The 21,187-nt window shown below is 70.4% G+C and carries 20 protein-coding genes; 10 read left to right on the plus strand and 10 right to left on the minus strand.

The window, feature by feature from the left end; genetic code table 11:
• Positions 1-4 precede the first annotated feature (4 nt).
• The 9 genes from AC3AGO_RS26045 to AC3AGO_RS26085 all read left to right on the plus strand — a co-directional run bounded on the left by AC3AGO_RS26045 (position 5) and on the right by AC3AGO_RS26085 (position 9,038).
• Positions 5-1,057, plus strand: coding sequence for a gluconeogenesis factor YvcK family protein (locus AC3AGO_RS26045; RefSeq protein WP_487822662.1), 1,053 nt, complete (start codon positions 5-7; stop codon positions 1,055-1,057).
• Positions 1,048-2,025 carry a DNA-binding protein WhiA gene (whiA, locus tag AC3AGO_RS26050; protein WP_487822663.1) on the plus strand — a complete coding sequence of 326 codons (978 nt, stop codon included), beginning with the start codon at positions 1,048-1,050 and terminating at the stop codon, positions 2,023-2,025. The genes AC3AGO_RS26045 and whiA overlap by 10 nt, the downstream gene beginning before the upstream one ends.
• Positions 2,026-2,210: 185 nt before the next feature.
• The gene (gap, locus tag AC3AGO_RS26055) at positions 2,211-3,215 is read left to right on the plus strand and encodes a type I glyceraldehyde-3-phosphate dehydrogenase (protein ID WP_487822664.1); all 1,005 of its coding nucleotides are present in this window, start codon (positions 2,211-2,213) and stop codon (positions 3,213-3,215) included.
• 116 nt (positions 3,216-3,331) lie between these two features.
• Entirely contained in the window at positions 3,332-4,543 is a 1,212-nt protein-coding gene (locus tag AC3AGO_RS26060; protein ID WP_487822665.1) for a phosphoglycerate kinase, read from the plus strand.
• A 39-nt stretch (positions 4,544-4,582) separates the two neighbouring features.
• On the plus strand, positions 4,583-5,338 hold the full coding sequence (tpiA, locus tag AC3AGO_RS26065; protein WP_487824822.1) for a triose-phosphate isomerase: 756 nt from the start codon (positions 4,583-4,585) through the stop codon (positions 5,336-5,338).
• A 159-nt stretch (positions 5,339-5,497) separates the two neighbouring features.
• The gene (secG, locus tag AC3AGO_RS26070; RefSeq protein ID WP_487822666.1) at positions 5,498-5,734 is read left to right on the plus strand and encodes a preprotein translocase subunit SecG; all 237 of its coding nucleotides are present in this window, start codon (positions 5,498-5,500) and stop codon (positions 5,732-5,734) included.
• Between the two features lie 189 nt (positions 5,735-5,923).
• Positions 5,924-6,259: an RNA polymerase-binding protein RbpA gene (locus AC3AGO_RS26075; protein WP_487822667.1), complete on the plus strand. Its 336-nt coding sequence runs from the start codon at positions 5,924-5,926 to the stop codon at positions 6,257-6,259.
• Positions 6,260-6,349: 90 nt separating this feature from the next.
• Positions 6,350-8,011, plus strand: coding sequence for a glucose-6-phosphate isomerase (gene pgi / locus AC3AGO_RS26080; RefSeq protein WP_487822668.1), 1,662 nt, complete (start codon positions 6,350-6,352; stop codon positions 8,009-8,011).
• Between the two features lie 106 nt (positions 8,012-8,117).
• On the plus strand, positions 8,118-9,038 hold the full coding sequence (locus AC3AGO_RS26085; RefSeq protein ID WP_487822669.1) for a TIGR03619 family F420-dependent LLM class oxidoreductase: 921 nt from the start codon (positions 8,118-8,120) through the stop codon (positions 9,036-9,038).
• Between the two features lie 147 nt (positions 9,039-9,185).
• Here the strand turns inward: AC3AGO_RS26085 and pgl are convergent, their stop codons facing one another.
• From pgl to tkt, 5 genes are all read right to left on the minus strand, one after another.
• Positions 9,186-9,926, minus strand: coding sequence for a 6-phosphogluconolactonase (gene pgl / locus AC3AGO_RS26090; RefSeq protein ID WP_487824823.1), 741 nt, complete (start codon positions 9,924-9,926; stop codon positions 9,186-9,188).
• Between the two features lie 41 nt (positions 9,927-9,967).
• The gene (gene opcA, locus AC3AGO_RS26095) at positions 9,968-11,041 is read right to left on the minus strand and encodes a glucose-6-phosphate dehydrogenase assembly protein OpcA (protein WP_487822670.1); all 1,074 of its coding nucleotides are present in this window, start codon (positions 11,039-11,041) and stop codon (positions 9,968-9,970) included.
• Positions 11,038-12,564 (minus strand): glucose-6-phosphate dehydrogenase, encoded by a 1,527-nt coding sequence (gene zwf, locus AC3AGO_RS26100; protein ID WP_487822671.1) that lies wholly within the window; start codon positions 12,562-12,564, stop codon positions 11,038-11,040. The genes opcA and zwf overlap by 4 nt, the downstream gene beginning before the upstream one ends.
• A gap of 6 nt (positions 12,565-12,570) precedes the next feature.
• Positions 12,571-13,689 carry a transaldolase gene (tal, locus tag AC3AGO_RS26105; RefSeq protein WP_487822672.1) on the minus strand — a complete coding sequence of 373 codons (1,119 nt, stop codon included), beginning with the start codon at positions 13,687-13,689 and terminating at the stop codon, positions 12,571-12,573.
• A gap of 61 nt (positions 13,690-13,750) precedes the next feature.
• Positions 13,751-15,826: a transketolase gene (tkt, locus tag AC3AGO_RS26110; protein WP_487822673.1), complete on the minus strand. Its 2,076-nt coding sequence runs from the start codon at positions 15,824-15,826 to the stop codon at positions 13,751-13,753.
• Between the two features lie 367 nt (positions 15,827-16,193).
• Here tkt and AC3AGO_RS26115 point away from each other — a divergent pair, with 367 nt between their 5' ends.
• On the plus strand, positions 16,194-17,135 hold the full coding sequence (locus AC3AGO_RS26115) for a heme o synthase (protein WP_487822674.1): 942 nt from the start codon (positions 16,194-16,196) through the stop codon (positions 17,133-17,135).
• Between the two features lie 101 nt (positions 17,136-17,236).
• On the opposite strand, the gene AC3AGO_RS26120 is transcribed toward AC3AGO_RS26115, so the two are convergent.
• From AC3AGO_RS26120 to AC3AGO_RS26140, 5 genes are all read right to left on the minus strand, one after another.
• Entirely contained in the window at positions 17,237-17,551 is a 315-nt protein-coding gene (locus AC3AGO_RS26120) for a hypothetical protein (protein WP_487822675.1), read from the minus strand.
• 44 nt (positions 17,552-17,595) lie between these two features.
• Positions 17,596-18,297, minus strand: coding sequence for a response regulator (locus AC3AGO_RS26125; RefSeq protein WP_487822676.1), 702 nt, complete (start codon positions 18,295-18,297; stop codon positions 17,596-17,598).
• Positions 18,294-19,496, minus strand: coding sequence for a sensor histidine kinase (locus tag AC3AGO_RS26130; protein ID WP_487822677.1), 1,203 nt, complete (start codon positions 19,494-19,496; stop codon positions 18,294-18,296). The genes AC3AGO_RS26125 and AC3AGO_RS26130 overlap by 4 nt, the downstream gene beginning before the upstream one ends.
• A 46-nt stretch (positions 19,497-19,542) precedes the next feature.
• The gene (locus AC3AGO_RS26135) at positions 19,543-20,112 is read right to left on the minus strand and encodes a class F sortase (RefSeq protein ID WP_487822678.1); all 570 of its coding nucleotides are present in this window, start codon (positions 20,110-20,112) and stop codon (positions 19,543-19,545) included.
• 141 nt (positions 20,113-20,253) lie between these two features.
• Positions 20,254-21,033 carry a hypothetical protein gene (locus AC3AGO_RS26140; protein ID WP_487822679.1) on the minus strand — a complete coding sequence of 260 codons (780 nt, stop codon included), beginning with the start codon at positions 21,031-21,033 and terminating at the stop codon, positions 20,254-20,256.
• Between the last annotated feature and the right edge of the window lie 154 nt (positions 21,034-21,187).

The following is a 21,187-nucleotide window of genomic DNA, read 5'->3' on the forward strand; positions in this document are numbered from 1 at the left end:
GCGTATGCCCCGTAGGAGCATGCGGCTGCGCCGCATGGTCGGCAGCCGCAGCAGTCATCGCGGCGCCCAGCCCAAGGTGGTCGCCCTGGGCGGCGGCATGGGCCTGTCCGCCTCGCTCACCGCGCTGCGCCGGATCACCGGCGCGCTGACCGCGGTGGTCACCGTCGCCGACGACGGCGGCTCCAGCGGCCGGCTGCGGGACGAGTTGGGGGTGCTGCCGCCCGGCGATCTGCGCAAGGCCCTCGCGGCGCTGTGCGGCGACGACGACTGGGGCCGCACCTGGGCGGAGGTCATCCAGCACCGCTTCGAAAGCCGGGGCGAACTGCACGAACACGCGGTCGGCAATCTCCTGATCGTCGCGTTGTGGGAACAGTTGGGCGATCACGTACAGGCGCTCGATCTGGTCGGGAAGCTGCTCGGCGCGCACGGCAGGGTGCTGCCCATGTCGGCCGTGCCGCTGGAGCTGCAGGCCCTGGTGAAGGGGCACGACCCGGAGCAGCCGGGGGAGTTGTCGACCGTGCGCGGTCAGGCCACCGTCGCGCTGACCACCGGTGAGGTGCAGCGGGTGAAGGTCGTCCCGCAGGATCCGCCGGCCGTCCCGGAGGCGGTCGCGGCGGTGCTGGACGCGGACTGGGTGGTGCTCGGTCCGGGCTCCTGGTTCTCCTCGGTGATTCCCCATCTGCTGGTGCCCGAGCTGCTCGAGGCGCTCACCGAGACGAAGGCCCGCAAGGTGCTCTCGCTGAACCTCGCACCCCAGCCGGGAGAAACCGAAGGATTTTCCCCGCAGCGTCATTTGGAGGTTTTGGCCCGACACGCACCTAAACTCGCCTTTGACGTGGTGCTGGCCGATCAGGATGCGGTACCGGACCAGGACTCGCTGCGCGAGGCCGCACAGCGGCTCGGCGCCGCGGTCGAGCTGGCACACGTGGCGGCGCCGGGAGGAATCTCCCAGGTCCAGGGCGCTGGAAGCGGAACACCGAGGCACGACCCGGTCCTGCTGGCCGCCGCGTACGACCGTATTTTTCGGATGCATGGAAGGATCGGCCCATGGCGATGACGGCTGCGGTGAAGGACGAAATCTCCCGGCTCCCCGTCACCCGGACCTGCTGCCGGAAGTCCGAGGTCTCGTCGATCCTGCGCTTCGCGGGCGGCTTGCACCTGGTGAGCGGGCGGATCGTGATCGAGGCGGAGTTGGATACGGGCATTGCCGCCCGGCGGCTCCGCAAGGACATCATGGAGATCTTCGGCCACGCCTCGGACTTGGTGGTGATGGCTCCCGGCGGACTCCGGCGCGGCAGCCGCTACGTCGTTCGGGTGGTTGCGGGCGGTGATCAGCTGGCCCGTCAGACGGGGCTGGTCGACGGCCGCGGCCGCCCGATCCGCGGGCTGCCGCCCCAGGTGGTCTCGGGGGCCACCTGCGACGCGGAGGCCGCCTGGCGCGGAGCGTTCCTCGCGCACGGCTCGCTGACCGAGCCCGGCAGAAGCTCCTCCCTGGAGATCACCTGCCCGGGTCCGGAGGCGGCGCTGGCCCTGGTGGGCGCGGCGCGCCGGCTGCAGATCTCGGCAAAGGCCCGCGAGGTGCGCGGAGTTGACCGCGTGGTCGTCCGCGACGGTGACGCCATCGGCGCGCTGCTGACGCGGCTCGGTGCCCACGAGTCGGTGCTCGCCTGGGAGGAGCGGCGGATGCGCCGCGAGGTCCGGGCCACCGCGAACCGGCTGGCCAACTTCGACGACGCCAATCTGCGCCGCTCGGCGCGGGCTGCGGTCGCGGCGGGCGCGCGGGTGCAGCGGGCGCTGGAGATCCTCGCGGACGACGTGCCCGAGCACCTCGCCGCGGCGGGCCGGCTGCGCATGGACCACAAGCAGGCGTCGCTCGAGGAGCTCGGCGCGCTCGCGGATCCCCCGCTGACGAAGGACGCCGTCGCCGGGCGCATCCGGCGGCTGCTGGCCATGGCGGACAAGCGGGCGCAGGACCTCGGCATTCCCGGTACGGAGACCAGCCTCACCGAGGAAATGGTCGGCTGAGAAGCTGGACCTGAGGCGACAGGGGCAACGGCGCTCCATTCCAGTGCCCGTTCCGGCCGATTTCCCTGCCTTTCCGCCCGATGTCAGCGTGTGCGACGGGGCGCGGTAGGGTCGACAGTGGTCGGGGACATCCCATACAGCTTCGCCGGTGTCCTCACCGGCGTATCCAACGAGGAGATCGGTTCGTGACGATCCGCGTAGGCATCAACGGCTTCGGCCGCATCGGGCGTAACTACTTCCGCGCGCTGCTGGACCAGGGCGCGGACATCGAGATCGTCGGTGTCAACGACCTGACCGACAACAAGACGCTTGTCCACCTGCTCAAGTACGACACGATCCTGGGTCGTCTGAAGCAGGAGGTCAGCCACACCGAGGACACCATCACGGTGGGCGGCCAGACCTTCCGCACGCTGGCGGAGCGCGACCCCGCCAACCTCCCCTGGGGCGAGCTCGGCGCCGACATCGTCGTCGAGTCCACCGGCATCTTCACGAAGAAGGCCGACGCCGAGAAGCACATCCAGGCCGGCGCGAAGAAGGTCCTCATCTCGGCTCCGGCCAAGGACGAGGACATCACGATCGTGATGGGTGTCAACCAGGACCAGTACGACCCGGCGCAGCACAACGTCATCTCCAACGCCTCCTGCACCACCAACTGTGTGGCGCCGATGGCGAAGGTGATGGACGAGAACTTCGGCATCGCCAAGGGCCTCATGACGACGGTCCACGCGTACACCAGCGACCAGAGCATCCAGGACGGTCCGCACAAGGACCTGCGCCGTGCCCGCGCCGCCGCCGAGAACATCATCCCGACCTCGACCGGCGCCGCCAAGGCCACCGCCCTGGTGCTGCCGCAGCTGGACGGCAAGCTCGACGGCATCGCGATGCGCGTCCCCGTTCCCACCGGCTCGGTCACCGACCTGGTGCTGGAGCTGGACCGCGAGGTCACCAAGGACGAGATCAACGCCGCCTTCCAGAAGGCCGCTCAGGGTGAGCTCAAGGGGTACCTCGAGTACACCGAGGACCCGATCGTCTCCTCGGACATCGTCAACGCCCCGGCGTCCTGCACCTTCGACTCGCAGCTCACCATGGGCGGCGGCAAGCAGGTCAAGATCGTCGGCTGGTACGACAACGAGTGGGGCTACTCCAACCGCCTGGTGGACCTGACCACCTTCGTCGGCGGCCGGCTCTGAGCCTCTGAGCACGGCGGACACCACGATGTGACGGACAGGGCTCGTGCACAGCACGGGCCCTGTCGTATGACCGGCAGCGCCCGGCACAGCCGGGATTCAGGAAGCCAGGAGTCTTCATGAAGACGATCGACGACATGCTCGCCGAAGGGGTCGGTGGGAAGCGGGTCTTCGTCCGTTCCGACCTCAACGTCCCGCTCGACGGCGAGACCATCACCGACGACGGCCGTATCCGTGCCGCCGTTCCCACCATCCGGAAGCTCGCGGAGGCCGGCGCACGTGTCGTCGTCGCCTCGCACCTGGGCCGCCCGAAGGGCGCCCCGGACCCGCAGTTCTCGCTCGCCCCGGTGGCGAAGCGGCTCGGTGAACTCCTCGATATCGACGTGCTGTTCGCCGAGGACACCGTGGAGGACGGAGCGAAGGCCACCGTCGGCGCCACTGCCGACGGCGGGGTCACGCTCCTGGAGAACCTCCGCTTCAACGCCGGCGAGACGAGCAAGGACGACGCCGAGCGCGGCGCCTTCGCGGACAAGCTGGCCGAGCTCGCCGACCTGTACGTCGGGGACGGCTTCGGTGCCGTGCACCGCAAGCACGCCTCCGTCTACGACCTCCCCGCGCGGCTCCCGCACGCCGCGGGCGGCCTCATCGCCACCGAGGTCAACGTGCTGAAGAAGCTCACCGAGGACGTCAAGCGCCCGTACGCGGTCGTGCTCGGCGGCGCCAAGGTGTCCGACAAGCTCGGCGTCATCGACCACCTGCTGGGCAAGGCCGACCGCATCCTGATCGGCGGCGGCATGGCGTACACCTTCCTCAAGGCCCAGGGGTACGAGGTCGGCAAGTCGCTGCTGCAGGAGGACCAGGTCCCCGCCGTGCAGGGCTACTTGAAGCGCGCCGAGGAGCTGGGCGTGGAGTTCGTGCTGCCGGTCGACGTGCTGGCCGCCGCGGACTTCCCGGACCTGAAGACGAAGGCTCCGGCGAACCCGGAGACGGTCAAGGCCGATGCGATCCCGGCGGAGCTGGAGGGCCTGGACATCGGTCCGGAGACCCGTAAGCTCTACGCCGCGAAGCTCGCCGACGCGTCCACCGTCTTCTGGAACGGCCCGATGGGTGTCTTCGAGCACCCGGACTACGCCGAGGGTACGAAGGCCGTCGCGCAGGGCCTGCTCGACAGCTCTGCCTTCACCGTCGTCGGCGGTGGCGACAGCGCAGCCGCTGTCCGTCTGCTGGGCTTCGACGAGAACGCATTCGGCCACATTTCGACCGGCGGCGGCGCGAGCCTCGAATACCTCGAGGGCAAGACGCTCCCCGGCCTCGCCGCACTGGAGGACTGAAACCCCGTGACTGCAACACCGCAGGGCCGCACGCCGCTGATGGCGGGCAACTGGAAGATGAACCTCAACCACCTCGAGGCCATCGCGCACGTCCAGAAGCTCGCCTTCGCGCTGACGGACAAGGACTACGAGGCCGTCGAGGTCGCCGTCCTGCCGCCGTTCACCGATCTGCGCTCGGTGCAGACCCTGATCGACGGCGACAAGCTGAAGATCAAGTACGGCGCCCAGGACGTCTCGGCGCACGAGTCCGGCGCGTACACCGGCGAGATCTCCGGGCCGATGCTGTCCAAGCTGAACTGCACGTTCGTGGCGATCGGCCACTCCGAGCGGCGGCAGTACCACGGCGAGGACGAGCCGCTGGTCAACGCCAAGGTCAAGGCCGCCTTCCAGAACGAGCTGACGCCCATCCTGTGCGTCGGCGAGGAGCTGGACGTGCGCGAGGCGAACAACCACGTCTCCCACACCCTCGCCCAGGTCGACGGCGCGCTGAAGGACGTACCGGCCGAGCAGGCCGAGACGATCGTCATCGCGTACGAGCCGGTGTGGGCCATCGGCACCGGCAAGACCTGCGGCGCGGAGGACGCGCAGGAGGTCTGCGGTGCGATCCGCCGCCGGCTCGCCGAGCTGTACAGCGAGGAGCTGGCCGCGAAGGTCCGCATCCAGTACGGCGGTTCGGTCAAGTCGAAGAACGTCGCCGAGATCATGGCGCAGCCCGACATCGACGGCGCGCTCATCGGCGGGGCGGCACTGGACGCGGACGAGTTCGTGAAGATCGTCCGTTTCCGTGACCAGTAGCTGAATGACGGCGGGCTGTCGCCCGTCGTACCCTGTCGGGGGCCGACTCCTCACCGTTCGCGCGTGCGCGGGCCCGCGAGGGAGCCGGCCCCCGTCTCACATCCCGCAACAAGCTCATCCAGACCGATCCGCTAACAGTCCGAGAGAGTTGGTCCAGCCGTGGTTATGGGGTTCTCCATCGCCCTCATCGTCTTCAGCTTCCTGCTGGGGATGCTGGTGCTGATGCACAAAGGGAAGGGCGGCGGCCTCTCCGACATGTTCGGCGGCGGCATGCAGTCCTCCGTCGGCGGTTCCTCGGTCGCCGAGCGCAACCTGGACCGCATCACGATCGCGGTCGGGCTCATCTGGTTCGCCATCATCGTGGTGCTCGGCCTGCTCATGAAGTTCCAGAGCTGACCTTCGCGCAGACGACTCGTCAAGAGCTGCCACAGCGGCGAGGACGCGGCCTATCATGAGGGCTCGCGTCCGGAGCCGACGCAGTAACTCCGCTCCACGGACGCGCGTTGGGCCCTACATACACCAGGGCGCAGGCAGCGGAGCCGACTCTCGTTGCTCCGCGGCACCGTGAGGCAGGGAGTTACGACCGTGGCAAGTGGCAACGCGATCCGGGGAAGCCGGGTCGGAGCCGGTCCGATGGGAGAGGCCGAGCGGGGCGAGTCCGCCCCCCGCCTCCGCATCTCCTTCTGGTGCTCCAACGGGCACGAGACCCAGCCGAGCTTCGCCAGTGACGCGCAGATCCCGGAGACCTGGGACTGCCCCCGCTGCGGGTTCCCGGCCGGCACGGACCAGGAGAATCCGCCGGATCCGCCCCGGACGGAGCCGTACAAGACGCACCTCGCCTATGTGCGCGAGCGGCGAAGTGACGCCGACGGCGAGGCGATCCTCGCCGAGGCGCTGGCCAGGCTGCGCGGCGAGATCTGACGCCCCGCCGGGCCTCTCGGCGTTCCCCGGGAAACCGCAGTACGTTGGAGTGCGGCGGGGTACGTACGAGATGAATGGTGACAAACGCAGATGAATGCTGAAGGCTCGGCAAACAGCACTCGGCTGGACCGTATGCCCGAATGGAATGCTCTGGCCAAGCACCGCGAGGAGTTCGGCGATACGCATCTGCGCACGCTCTTCGCGGACGATGAGCGGCGTGCCGAGCAGTACCGCGTGAGCGTCGGCGACCTGCACCTGGACTATTCCAAGCAGTTGGTGACGGACGAGACGCTGCGGCTGCTGCGGGAGCTGGCCGCCGCGGCCGGCGTCGCGGAGCTGCGCGACGCGATGTTCGCCGGTGAGCACATCAACATCACCGAGGACCGGGCGGTGTTGCACACCGCGCTGCGCACCCCGGAGTCGCAGGCCGTCGTCACCGACGGGGAGAACGTCACCCCCAAGGTGCACTCCGTCCTGCGGAAGATGGGCGTCTTCGCGGACAAGGTCCGCTCCGGCTCCTGGACCGGGCACACCGGCAAGCGCATCCGCACCGTGGTCAACATCGGTATCGGCGGCTCCGATCTGGGCCCGGCGATGGCGTACGAGGCGCTGCGTCCGTACACGGCGCGCGAGCTGGACTTCCGCTTCGTGTCGAACGTCGACGGCGCCGATCTGCACGAGGCCGTGCGGGATCTGGACCCGGCCGAGACGCTGTTCATCGTCGCCTCCAAGACCTTCACCACCATCGAGACCATCACCAACGCCAAGGCGGCGCGGCGTTGGCTGCTGAACGGGCTCGGTGGCGACGAGAAGGCGGTGGCGAAGCACTTCGTCGCGGTGTCGACGAACGCCGAGAAGGTCGCCGAGTTCGGCATCAACACGGACAACATGTTCGAGTTCTGGGACTGGGTCGGCGGCCGCTACTCGTACGACTCGGCCATCGGTCTGTCCCTGATGACGGCGATCGGCCCGCACCACTTCGGCGAGATGCTGGCCGGCTTCCACCTCGTCGACGAGCACTTCCGCACCGCCCCGCCGGAGTCCAACGCGCCTTTGCTGCTGGGGCTGCTGGGCGTCTGGTACGGCGGCTTCTTCGACGCGCAGTCGCACGCGGTGCTGCCGTACAGCCACTACCTCTCGAAGTTCACGGCCTACCTTCAGCAGCTCGACATGGAGTCGAACGGCAAGCAGACCGACCGCGAGGGCCGGCCCGTGAACTGGCAGACGGGCCCGGTCGTCTGGGGCACTCCGGGCACCAACGGGCAGCACGCGTACTACCAGTTGCTGCACCAGGGCACGAAGACCATCCCGGCCGACCTGATCGGGTTCGCCCGCCCCATCGGGGAGCTGGGCCCCCTCGCCGACCAGCACGACCTGCTGATGGCCAATCTGTTCGCGCAGGGGCAGGCGCTGGCGTTCGGCAAGACGGCCGAGGAGGTCCGGGCCGAGGGCGTTCCCGAGGAGCAGGTCCCGCACCGCACCTTCCCGGGCAACCGTCCGACGACCACCATCCTCGCCGAGGAGCTCTCGCCGTCCGTCCTGGGCCAGTTGGTGGCGCTGTACGAGCACAAGGTGTTCGTGCAGGGCGCCATCTGGAACATCGACAGCTTCGACCAGTGGGGCGTCGAGCTGGGCAAGGTACTGGCCAAGCGGATCGAGCCGGCCCTGACGGAGGGCAAGACGGTCGACGGTCTGGACGCCTCGACCGCCGGCCTGGTGAAGCAGTACCGCGAGCTGCGCGGCCGCGTCTGACCGGAGCGGCACCGACCGCTCCCACGTGCTGAAACGCCGTGCGCCTGCCGTACGGCGAAGGGCCCCCGCACCGGGTGCGGGGGCCTTTGCATGATCTACTCGGACCATGAAATTCGGCGTCAATGTCCTGAACTTCGGTCCGTACGCGACCCCTTCGCAGCTGCTCGGCTGGGCCCGTTTCGCGGAGGAGACCGGCTTCCACTCGGCGATGATCTCCGATCACATCGCGGTCACCCCGGACGTGGCGCAGCCCTACCCGGCACCCTTCTACGACCCGTTCACGACGCTGGCGTGGTTCGCCGGGCAGACGGAGCGGATCGAGCTGGGCACGACCGTGGCCGTGCTGCCGTACCGCAGCCCGCTCCAGACGGCGCGCGTCGTCGCCAACCTCGACCAGATCAGCGGCGGCCGCGCCGTGCTGGGCGTCGGCATCGGCTGGTCGCGGCAGGAGTACGCGGCGCTGAACGTGCCGTACGAGCGGCGCGGGGCGGTCACCGACGAGTACCTGGGCGCGATCCGGGAGCTGTGGACCAGGGAACTCGCCTCGTACGAGGGGGAGTTCGTCGAGTTCACCGACGTCTCCACGGCGCCGCTGCCGGTGCGGGACCCGCATCCGCCGGTGTGGATCGGCGGCCAGAGCGGCGCGGCGATCCGGCGCGCGGTCCGCTTCGGTACGCACTGGCACCCCATCGACTTCACCGTCGCGTGGCTCCGCGACACCGGCCTCCCGGCCCTGCGCGCCGAGGCCGAGGCTCAGGGGCGCCCGGTGCCGGGGCTCGCGCCGCGGCTGCTGTGCGTGCGGGTGACGGACGAGCCGCTGCCGGACGACGAGCGGCGGCCGGGGCAGGGCACGCCGGAGCAGATCCACGGGGATCTGGTGGCGTTGGGTGAACTGGGGGCGGAGCATGTGCTGTTCGATACGTATCAGGGGACGCCTGACACTCTCGTGGCCCCCGAAAAAGACTTCGAGTCGCTTCGGGTCCTTGCGGACCAGGTGATCGATCTGGAGGGTGAGACCCTCCGGTAACGCTGCGCCTGCTTTGGGTGCGGGGTGCGTTGCCTGCGCGGGTGCGGTCCGGTGTGCCCACCCGTTCCGCCCCTTGGGCGGACCAGCTGCCCACACCTTGTGGGAAGGGCCCCGTCACCGTGTTGGTGGCGGGGCCCTTCTCGGCTGTCAGGAGAGGGCCGGGGGGTAGAGGTCGCGGGGGAGTTCGCTTGCTGCGGGCTCGTCCAGCAGCCACAGCGTGCGGGAGCGCCCGTACGCGCCGGCCGCGGGCGCCTGTATCTCGCCCGCTCCGGACAGCGCGATCGCCGCCGCGTTCGCCTTGTCCTCGCCCGCGGCGAGCAGCCACACCTCGCGTGCCGCGCGGATCGCCGGCAGCGTCAGCGAGATCCGTACCGGCGGCGGCTTCGGCGCGCCGTGCACACCCACCACCGTCCGCTCCGTCTCCCGCACACCTGGGTGCTCCGGGAACAGCGACGCCACGTGCGTGTCCGGGCCGACGCCCAGCATCAGCACGTCGAACGAGGGGACGTGCCCGTGGTCCTCCGGCCGCGCCGCCGCGGCGAGTTCGGCCGCGTAGGCCTCCGCCGCCGCTTCCACGTCGCTGCCGTACGGACCGTCGGACGCCGCCATCGCGTGCACACGGGACGCGTCGAGCGGGACCGCGTCCAGGAGTGCCTCATGGGCCTGCGTGACGTTGCGCTCCGGGTCCCCCTCGGGGAGGAAACGCTCGTCGCCCCACCACAGGTCGAGACGGGACCAGTCGATGGAGTCGCGGGCCGTCGACGACGCGAGCGCCGCGAGCAGTCCGTTGCCGTTCCTGCCGCCGGTGAGGACCACGGAGGCGGAGCCCTTGGCGGACTGCGCCTCGACGATGCGGGAGACGAGCCGCGCGGCTGTCGCCTGTGCCATCTCCTCCTTGTCGTGGTGCACCACCACCTGCGGCGGGCCCGTCACTTGGACGCCGCCTTCCTCGACGTCGCCTTCGCCGAGGTCGCCGCCTTCTTGGCCGCCGCGGGCTGCTTGGCCGAGTCCTCCTCGGCCTGCGGCTCCGCCCCGGTGTCCGTGCCGGTGCCCGCCTCGGGGTGCGGCTGGCGCGTGCCCTTGCCGAGCTTGTTCACGCCGTACCGCACGGCCTTGGCGTACGCCTCGTCCGGGTCAAGCCGCCGCAGCTCCTCCGCGACCAGCTCGGCCGTGGTGCGCCGGTTCAGCGCCACGTGCCGGTCGGGCTGGCCCGGAACGGCCAGTTCGGCCAGCGAGCCGTCGGCGCGGTCGAGGCAGATCTCGCCGGCCTCGCTCGTCATCCGTACGGCCGTGATGCCCGGGCCCTCGGTGATCTTCCGCTGCACCGGGACGCCCAGCCGGTCCGCGAGCCACAGTGCCAGCAGCTCCGTCGAGGGGTTGTACTCCTCGCCCTCGACGACCGCGCCGGTGATCGTGGTGTGCTTCTGGTCGAGCGCCGCGGCGAGCACGCTGCGCCAGGACGTGGTGCGGGTCCAGGACAGGTCCGTGTCGCCCGGGGCGTACGTCTTGGCGCGCAGCTCCAGTGCCGCCACCGGGTCCTCCGTCGCGGCGGCGTCCATGATGCGGCGCTGCGCGAGGGTGCCCAGCTTGTCCTTGGACGGGTTCTCCGGCCCGTCCTCGGGCCACCAGACGACCACGGGGGCGTCCGGCAGCAGCAGCGGCAGGACGACGCTGTAGGCGTGCGACGACAACTCGCCGTGCAGCCGCAGCAGTACGGTCTCGCCCGACCCGGCGTCGGCGCCCACCCGCACCTCGGCGTCGAGCCGGTGCTGTGCCCGGTCACGGGGCGAGCGGCCGGGCCGGCGCACCACGACGAGGATCCGGGAGGGGTGCTCCTTGGACGCCTCGCTGGCGGCCTTGAGCGCGTCGTAGTGGTTGCCCTCGTCGGTGACGATGACGAGGGTGAGCACCATGCCGATGGCGGGCGAGCCCGTGGCACGGCGGGCCTTGATCAGGGCGTTGTTGATCTGGCTGGACGTGGTGTCCGAGAGGTCGATGTTCATGGCCGGCGCCAGCTCCGTCCGTCGCGTGCGAGCATCTCGTCGGCGGCCTGGGGACCCCAGGTCCCGGCGGCGTACTGCTCGGGCTTGCCGTGCTTGTCCCAGTACTCCTCGACCGGGTCGAGGATCTCCCAGGAACGCTCGACCTCCTGGTGGCGCGGGAAGAGGTTCGCGTCGCCCAGCAGGACGTCGAGGATGAGGCGCTCGTACGCCTCCGGGCTGGACTCGGTGAAGGACTCGCCGTACGCGAAGTCCATCGTCACGTCCCGGATCTCCATCGCCGTGCCCGGCACCTTGGAACCGAACCTGATGGTCACGCCCTCGTCCGGCTGCACCCGGATGACCAGGGCGTTCTGCCCGAGCTCCTGGGTGTCGGTGGTGTCGAACGGGGAGTGCGGGGCGCGCTGGAAGACGACCGCGATCTCGGTGACCCGGCGGCCCAGCCGCTTGCCGGTGCGCAGATAGAAGGGGACGCCCGCCCAGCGGCGGTTGTCGATCTCCAGGCGCATGGCCGCGTAGGTGTCGGTCTTCGACTTGGAGTCGATGCCGTCCTCTTGGAGGTAGCCCTGGACCTTCTCGCCGCCCTGCCAGCCCGCGGCGTACTGCCCGCGCACGGTGTGCTTGCCCAGATCCTGCGGCAGCCGCACCGAGTTGAGCACCTTCAGCTTCTCGGTGACCAGCGCCTTGGCGTCGAAGGAGGTGGGCTCCTCCATCGCGGTCAGCGCCAGCAGCTGGAGCAGGTGGTTCTGGATGACGTCGCGCGCGGAGCCGATGCCGTCGTAGTAGCCGGCACGGCCGCCGATGCCGATGTCCTCGGCCATCGTGATCTGCACGTGGTCGACGTAACTGCGGTTCCACAGCGGCTCGAACATCGTGTTGGCGAAGCGCAGCGCCAGGATGTTCTGGACGGTCTCCTTGCCCAGGTAGTGGTCGATCCGGAAGACCTGGTCCTGCTTGAAGACCTCGTGCACCACGGAGTTCAGCTCGCGGGCGCTCTCCAGATCGTGCCCGAAGGGCTTCTCGATGACGGCGCGCCGCCAGGAGTCGTCCGGGCCGTCGGAGAGGCCGTGCTTCTTCAGCTGCGAGACGACGGTCGGGAAGAACTTCGGGGGCACGGACAGGTAGAAGGCGAAATTGCCGCCCGTGCCACGGGACTTGTCGAGTTCCTCGATGGTGGACTTGAGGGTCTTGAACGCCTCGTCGTCGTCGAAGACGCCGGACACGAAGCGCATGCCCTCGGCCAGCTGCTGCCAGACCTCCTCGCGGAACGGGGTCCGCGCATGCTCCTTCACGGCGTCGTGCACGACCTGCGCGAAGTCCTCGTCCTCCCAGTCGCGCCGGGCGAATCCCACCAGGGAGAAGCCCGGCGGCAGCAGGCCGCGGTTCGCGAGATCGTAAACGGCGGGCATCAGCTTTTTACGTGACAAATCGCCCGTGACGCCAAAGATGACCAGGCCCGACGGCCCCGCGATACGCGGGAGCCGTCGGTCCTGAGCGTCACGCAGCGGGTTGGCCGCGCTGCTCAACTTTTCCTACGCCTCCTTCGGGGCGAGGCGCTTCAGCTCCGCCTCGGTGGAGGACAGCAGGTCGTTCCAGGACGCCTCGAACTTCTCCACGCCCTCGTCCTCCAGAACCTGGACGACGTCGTCGTAGGAGATGCCGAGCTTGGCGATGGCGTCCAGCACGCCCTGCGCGTCCTGGTAGTGGTCACGCACCCGGTCGCCGGTGATCTCACCGTGGTCGCCGGTGGCCTGCAGAGTCGCCTCCGGCATGGTGTTCACCGTGTTGGCGGTGACCAGCTCGGTGACGTACAGGGTGTCCGGCAGGTTCGGGTCCTTGACGCCGGTCGAGGCCCACAGCGGACGCTGCGCGTTGGCCCCGGCGCGCTCGACCTCCTTCCAGCGGTCGGAGGCGAACACCTCCTCGTACGCCTGGTAGGCGAGCCGCGCGTTGGCGATGGCGGCCTTGCTCTTCAGGCCCTCCGCCTCGTCCGTGCCGATGGCGTCGAGGCGCTTGTCGACCTCGGTGTCGACGCGGGAGACGAAGAAGGAGGCGACCGAGTGGATCTGGGACAGGTCGATGCCCAGGCCCTTGGCCTTCTCCAGACCGGCCAGGTAGGCGTCCATGACCTCGCGGTACCGCTCCAGCGAGAAGATCAGCGTGACGTTGACGCTGATGCCCTTCCCGATGGTCTCGGTGATCGCCGGCAGACCCGCCTTGGTGGCCGGGATCTTGATGAAGGTGTTCGGACGGTCCACCAGCCAGGCCAGCTGCCGGGCCTCGGCCAGCGTCGCCCGGGTGTTGTGCGCCAGGCGCGGGTCCACCTCGATGGAGACCCGGCCGTCCTTGCCGCCGGTGGCGTCGAAGACGGGGCGCAGGATGTCGGCCGCGTCGCGGACGTCGGCCGTGGTGATCATGCGGACGGCCTCGTCGACGCTGACGCCGCGGCTCGCCAGGTCCTCCAGCTGCTGCTCGTAACCGTCGCCGGACGAGATCGCCTTCTGGAAGATGGTCGGGTTGGTGGTCACACCGACGACGTGCTGCTCGTCGATCAGCTCGCCGAGATTGCCGGACGTGATGCGCTTGCGCGACAGGTCATCCAGCCAGATCGCGACGCCTTCGTCGGAGAGGCGCTTGAGAGCGTCTGTCATGGGAGTTGCATCTCCTGCTGCTTGGTGAAAGCTCTTGAAGCTGTCAGTCGTTGTTCTGTGTTCAGCGCGCCGCGGCCTGCACCGACTCACGGGCGGCCTGGGCGACGGCCTCCGAGGTGATGCCGAACTCGCGGTACAGCGTCTTGTAGTCGGCCGAGGCGCCGTAGTGCTCCAGCGACACGATCCGGCCCGCGTCACCGACGAAGCGGTGCCAGGTCAGACCCGTCGCGGCCTCGACCGCGACGCGCGCCTTCACGGACGGCAGCAGCACGCTGTCCCGGTAGGACCGGTCCTGCTCCTCGAACCACTCGACACACGGCATCGACACGACACGCGTCGGAACGCCCTCGGCCTGCAGCTGCTCGCGCGCCTCCACGGCCAGCTGCACCTCGGAACCGGTGCCGATCAGGATCACCTGCGGCTGCCCGCCCTCGGCCTCGAAGAGGACGTAGCCGCCCTTGGCCGCGTTCTCGTTCGCCTCGTAGGTCGGCACGCCCTGCCGGGTGAGCGCCAGGCCGTGCGGGGCCGGCTTCGTGTCGTGCCGCTTGAGGATCTCCCGCCAGGCGAGCGCGGTCTCGTTCGCGTCCGCGGGACGGACCATGTTGAGACCGGGGATGGCACGCAGCGCCGACATGTGCTCGACCGGCTGGTGCGTCGGGCCGTCCTCGCCCAGACCGATCGAGTCGTGCGTCCACACGTACGTGGCCGGCACCTGCATCAGGGCCGCGAGACGCACGGCCGGACGCATGTAGTCGGAGAACGTGAGGAACGTACCGCCGTAGACACGGGTGTTGCCGTGCAGCGCGATGCCGTTCATGGTCGCGCCCATGGCGTGCTCGCGGATCCCGAAGTGGACCGTGCGGCCGTACGGGTCGGCACCCGGCAGCGGGTTGCCCTTCGGCAGGAACGAACTCTTGTCGAAGGACGTGTTGTTGGAGCCGGCGAGGTCGGCGGAGCCGCCCCACAGCTCGGGGATGACCGGGCCCAGCGCCTTGAGCACCGCGCCGGAGGCCTTGCGGGTGGCCTCGGAGCCGCCCGCCTCGAAGGACGGCAGCGCGTCCTCCCAGCCCTCGGGCAGCTTGCTCGCGGAGATCCGGTCGAACTCGGCGGCGCGCTCCGGGTTGGCCTGACGCCACTCCGCGAGCTGCTTGTCCCAGGCGGCGTGCGCCTCGCGGCCGCGGTCCACGGCCTTGCGGACGTGGGCGACGACCTCGTCGGAGACGTCGAAGGACTTCTCCGGGTCGAAGCCCAGCACCTTCTTGGTCTCCGCGACCTCGTCGTCGCCCAGCGCCGAGCCGTGCGCGGCCTCGGTGTTCTGGGCGTTCGGGGCCGGCCAGGCGATGATCGAACGGGCCGCGATGAAGGAGGGGCGCTCGGTCTCGGCCTGCGCCGCCTTCATGGCCTCGTACAGACCCTTGGGGTCCAGGTCGCCGTTGGGCAGCTGGTCGACGCGCTGGACGTGCCAGCCGTAGGCCTCGTACCGCTTGAGGGTGTCCTCGGAGATCGCGGTCTCGGTGTCGCCCTCGATGGAGATGTGGTTGTCGTCCCACAGCAGCACGAGGTTGCCGAGCTTCTGATGACCCGCCAGCGAGGAGGCCTCCGAGGAGATGCCCTCCTGCAGGCAGCCGTCTCCGGCGAAACACCAGATGGTGTGGTCGAAAGGCGACTCGCCCGGCGCGGCGTCCGGGTCGAACAGGCCGCGCTCGTAACGCGCCGCCATTGCCATGCCCACGGCGTTGGCAACGCCCTGTCCGAGCGGGCCCGTTGTCGTCTCCACACCCACGGTGTGGCCGTACTCCGGGTGGCCCGGAGTGCGGCTGCCCCAGCTGCGGAAGCCCTTCAGGTCGTCCAGCTCCAGCCCGTATCCGGCCATGTAGAGCTGGATGTACAGGGTCAGGCTCGAGTGCCCGACGGAGAGGACGAAACGGTCACGACCCGTCCACTCCGGGGTGGACGGGTCGTGGCGCATCAGCTTCTGGAAGACCAGGTACGCGGCCGGAGCCAGGCTCATTGCCGTGCCGGGGTGGCCGTTGCCGACCTTCTGCACGGAATCCATGGCCAGGACTCGGACGGTATCCACGGCCCGCTGGTCAAGATCGGTCCACTCAAGGTCTGTGGTGGTCGGCTTGGTGCTCACCCTGCGTCAGGGCTCCTCTCCACATGTCGATGGCCGGTGCTGTAGCTCACCGGGCGGTGTCGAGCCTACCCCCGTCGGGGCGGGCATCTTTTCGACTGTTTGTCGTCCGGTTACCCGACGCCTCGGGCAACCAAATTGGCACACGCGTTATTCCAGCCTGCGGTGATGTGCCCCGGTTCGCCCGTCGGACCCGTGCCCGGTGCGGGCCTTCGGATGACCCCTGTCCAACACGGGCCACCCCCGGAGCGGGCGACGTACCCGGGCCGTCTAAAGTGGCGTGGTACGCGCGAGCTTTACCGGCTCTTCACGTCTCTGCACGTGGTTCCGGGTCCGGGCTCGCCAGTTCCTTAGTCGATCAGGGGTGTTCGTGACGGCCGTCGAGTCCCGTCCCGCGGGGGTGCTGAAAGGCAGCACCGGTCACCGGCCGTTCCGGGCCAGGGTGAAGGCGTTCATCGCACTCACCAAGCCGCGGATCATCGAGCTGCTGCTCATCACCACGATTCCCGTCATGTTCCTCGCCCAACAGGGCGTGCCCAACCTGCTGCTGGTGCTGAACACCTGCGTCGGCGGCTACCTCTCGGCGGGCGGCGCAAACGCGCTGAACATGTACCTCGACCGCGACATCGACGCGCTCATGCACCGCACGGAGCAGCGTCCGCTGGTCACCGGGATCGTCAGCCCGCGCGAGGGGCTGGTCTTCGGCCTGGCACTCGCCGTGATCTCCACGCTCTGGCTCGGACTGCTCGTCAACTGGCTTTCCGGAGCACTGGCGTTGGGCGCGCTGCTGTTCTACGTGCTCGTCTACACGATGCTGCTGAAGCGGCGCACGTCGCAGAACATCGTGTGGGGCGGCATCGCCGGGTGCATGCCGGTGCTCATCGGCTGGTCCTCCGTCAAGAACGAGGTCAGCTGGGCCGCCGTCATTCTCTTCCTCGTCATGTTCTTCTGGACGCCGCCGCACTACTGGCCGCTGTCGATGAAGGTGAAGGACGACTACGAGCGGGTCGGCGTCCCGATGCTGCCGGTCGTGGCGGGCAACAAGGCCGTGGCCAAGCAGATCGTGCTCTACAGCTGGGTGATGGTCGCGGTCTCGCTGCTGCTGTGGCCGCTGGGCTACGTCGGCTGGTTCTACCCGGCCGTGGCGCTGGTGGCCGGCGGCTGGTGGCTGTGGGAGGCACACGCCCTGCACAGCCGCGCGAAGGCCGAGGTGACCGGCGCGAAGCTGAAGGAGATGCGGCTCTTCCACTGGTCGATCACCTACGTGTCGCTGCTCTTCGTGGCGGTCGCGGTGGATCCGTTCTTGCGCTGACGACTTCTACTGAACAGTCGTACGGGCGGGGCCGGGCAGCAGATCTGCTGTCCGGCCCCGCCCGCTTCTGTCTCCGAGGAGCGCGGCTGTTCTCCCGGCGTTCAGCCGTTGGAGGGGCCGCCGATCTGGATGCCCGCCATCCGGGTCCATTCGTACGGTCCGGTGCGCACCTTCTCGGCGAGCTCGCCGTCGAACGTGTCGTGCACCGTGACGCCGGCGCGCTCCGCCGCCTGCTGCGCGACCTCGACCGAGGGGGCCATCAGGTCGCCCCATTCGCCGTTCGCGCCGACGAGGGCGATCCGCGCGCCCATCTGTCCCACGTAGGCGATCTGGGCCTCGGCGCTGCCGCCGTGGCGCTTGGCGAACGCGTTGATCTCCTTGGCGAGCCGGGCCGCCCGCTTGCTGCTGTCTGCCATGCGCACGATGCTACCGGCGGGTATCCCGGTTGGGATCCCCCAGTTCAGACTTCTCCGTCACGTCCGTCCGTGCCGCCCCCGCCGTCCTGTACGGGGCCGGGGCGCAGGCCGGCGTCGTGGGCGAGGATCGCGGCCTGCACCCGGTTCAGCTCCAGCTTCGCCAGGATCTTGGTCATGTGGGCCTTCACCGTGCCCTCGGTGGTGTGCAGTTCAGCGGCGATCTCCCCGTTGGTCATCCCTTCGGCGAGCCGGGCCAGCACCTCGGTCTCGCGCCTGCTGAGCACGTCCAGCCGAGAGCGCAGGGCCCGTGCGGGCGCCAGGGGGCGGCTGCCGCGCAGGGCGTCGAGGACCGTTCCGGTCACCGCGGGCGACAGTGTCGACTGGCCGGCGGCCACCCGCCGTACCGCGTCGGCCAGTTCGGCGGCCGAGCAGTCCTTGAGCAGGAAGCCGGAGGCGCCGGCCAGCAGGGCGTGGTCCAGATAGTCGTCGGCGGAGAACGTGGTGAGCACGATCACCTTGGGCGGTGCGGGCAGCGCGGTGATCTGCCGGGTGGCGCCGATGCCGTCCAGGCGCGGCATCTGAATGTCCATCAGCACCACGTCGGGCTGCCGCTCCCGTACGAGCTCCACCGCCTCCGCGCCGTCGGCGGCCTCCGCGACCAGGGTGATCTCCGGCTCGGGGGCGAGGAGCGCGCCCAGGCCGTGCCGGACCACCGGCTCGTCGTCGGCCAGCAGTACGCGGATCACGACGGCGCCCCGGTGCGGGCGTGGCAGGGGAGGGCCGCCTCGACGGCGAACCCCGCGCCGTCGGGCAGCGGGCCCGCCGTGAAGGTGCCGCCGAGCAGTTCGACGCGTTCCCGGAGTCCGGTGAGGCCGCTGCGGGAGCCGAGCTCCTCCGTGGCCGCTGGAGCCCCTGCCGGAGTCGCGGATTCCGGGAGGGAGTTGCGGACCGTGACGAAGAGCACGTCGTCGTCCCCGAGCGTCAGCGCGACCCGTACGGGCGCTCCGGGCGCGTACCGGGCCGCGTTGGTGAGGCTCTCCTGGACGACGCGGTGCGCGGCGCGCTGCACCGCGGGCGGGACGGAGGCCGGGTCGGGCAACGGCCCGTCCTGGTCGACGGGCGTGCCCAGCGCGCGGGCCTGCGCGAGGAGTCCGGTGAGGTCGGCGAGGGTGGCGGGCGTCTGCGCGGGCCCCGACCAGTCGGGCGAGGAGCGCAGGATGCCGAGGGTTTCCCGGAGTTCGCGCAGTGCGGCCCGGCCCAGCAGCCGGATCTCGGCCGCCTCCTCGCGTACGGCCTCCGCGTCCCGGTCCGGGGTGGCCTCCAGCGCGCCGGCGCGGATCACCATGTGGGTGACGCGATGTGACAGGACGTCATGCATCTCGCGTGCGATGCGGCGCCGCTCCCCGGCCCGGGCCTGCTCCTCGACCAGGCTCTGCTCCCGCTCCAGCTGGGCGGTCCTGGCGAGTGCGACGGAGACCAGCGCGCGGCGGGTGCGCGCGTACACGCCGACGATCTCCGGCAGGACGACGAAGACCAGGGTGAGCGCGGCGATGTGGAGCCACTGCTCGTACGGGTCCTGGAGCCGGGCCGCGGCGTGGGTGGCGCAGGCGAGGACGGCGACGGCCCAGCGTACGAGTGCCGAGCGGTGGTAGGCGCCCATGCCGAACAGGGCGACGGCGAGTGCGACCGGTTCGAAGAAGAGCAGGTCGCAGACGATGACGACGAGCGCGACGGGCAGCGGCGCCCGCCGTACGAACAGCACGGCCAGGGCGAGCACGGCGGCGACGGCGGCCTTGAGCGGGCCGCCCGGGTGCAGCAGGCCGTACTCCCAGTTGGTCAGCGACCACAGGACGCTCGTCAGCGCGACGAGCACGCTGAGCGCGAGGTCCGCCGCGGTCGGCTGCCAGGGAGTACGGGGGAGGAGGGGAAATGACCTGTCTGTCACATTTGCCACCGTAGAGGGAAGCCTGCCGCAGGGCCGTGGGGCGGCGTCAGCGGGCGCGGGCGTAGACGATCAGGTTGTCCACGGGGTGCCCCTCGGCGTCGAGGTGTCCCGCGCAGGTGACGAGCCGCAGCCGTACGCCCTCGCGCTGCCCGTAGACCTTCCGGGTGGGGAACGCGCCCTTGGCGACCCGCTCGGTGCCGGTCACCCGGAAGTGTTCCGTGCGGCCGTCACCGCGGGTGATGTCGATGGCGGCGCCCTCGCGCACACCGGCCAGGTCGTGGAAGACCGCCGGGCCGTAGCGGGTCGAGTTGTGGCCGATCACCACCGAGGTGCCCTGCTCGCCGGGTACGGCGCTGCCCCGGTACCAGCCGGCCTCCTCGGGGTGGTCCGGCGGGGGAACCTCGACGGTGCCGTCCGGCTGCCGGTCCAGCGGCGTGACCGGCCCGTGGATGCCGAGGGAGGGGACGGACACCTCGGCCGGGGCCGCACCGGAGGCCGGGGCGGCTCTGTGCCGGGCGGCGTGCGAGGGGGAGGTGAGCAGCCCGGCGAGGGCGAGGGAGAGGGCGAGCACGGCACCGAGGGCGAGAACCGGTGCGGTACGGACAGCGCGGGTCACGGCGAACTCCGGGAGGGGAAGCGGGGGTTGGACGGGGCGGGCCCGCCCCGTCGCGGGGCGGGCCGGAGAGCCCCGGGGCGCCCGGTGTGGAGGCGGGCGCCCCGGGGCCCTGCGGGCGGTGCCGGGCCGGTGGCCGGGCGGTCAGTCGCGGGCGGTGCGGCGGCGGAGGGCGTAGCCGCCGGCGCCGAGGAGGGTGACCCCGGCGGCTCCGGCCAGTGCCATGCCGGTCGCCGGGTTCATGGCGCCGGGCTGTACGGCCTCGCCCGCGGCGACGGCTCCCTTGGGTGCGGCGGCCTGCGCGGAGGTTCCGTGCTGTGCCGAGCCGGTCCGCTGCTGTGCGGGGCGGTCCGCCGTGGCGGCCGTACCGGAGGCGTGCCGGGCGGGGGCCGCGGCGTGCCGCGCGCCGTCCGTGTGCTGCCCGTGGTTGTCGTCGTGGCGGTTGCCGTCGCTCTTGCCGCCCTTGTTGCCGTTGTCGCCGTCGGAGTGGTGGTCGGGCTGCACGCTCTCCTCCTCGGCGGTCACGGTGCCGTCCGCGTGCAGCGTGTAGATGAGGCCGTTGTGGTTGGCGCGCGGGTGGGCCGAGTCGAGCTCGCCGATCTGGCCGATGCCGCCACCGCCGTACACCTTCACGCGGTAGTGGCCGTGCTTGCCGTCGACGGTGGCGATGCTGCCGTCCTTCATGCTGAAGTCCCGCGACGAGGACACCGGCGCCTTGCCGGACTGCGCGGTCTGTCCGGACTGGAGGGACCGGCCGCTCTGCGGGGCCTGCTGCGAGGACGACTGGCCGGTCGCCGCCTGCGGGCTGCCGCTGTCGGCGGCCAGTGCGGCGGTGCCGCTCAGCGCCGCGGTGGCGATGCCCGTACCGGCGACCAGGACGGCGGCGCGGACGAGCGGGGAATGGGCGGTGAGGTGCTGGGACATGACGGTGCTCTTTCTCTGTGCGGGCTCCGCGGGGCGGAGCCACGAGGCTCAACGAGCCGGATTTTCCGGGTAATCGGCCCTTTCCGGGCCAACACCTCAAGACTCCCGCCGAGGGGGCGCCCGCGAGCAGGGGCGACGGTCCCCGTACGTCCCG

Source organism: Streptomyces sp. BL1 (assembly GCF_057628045.1).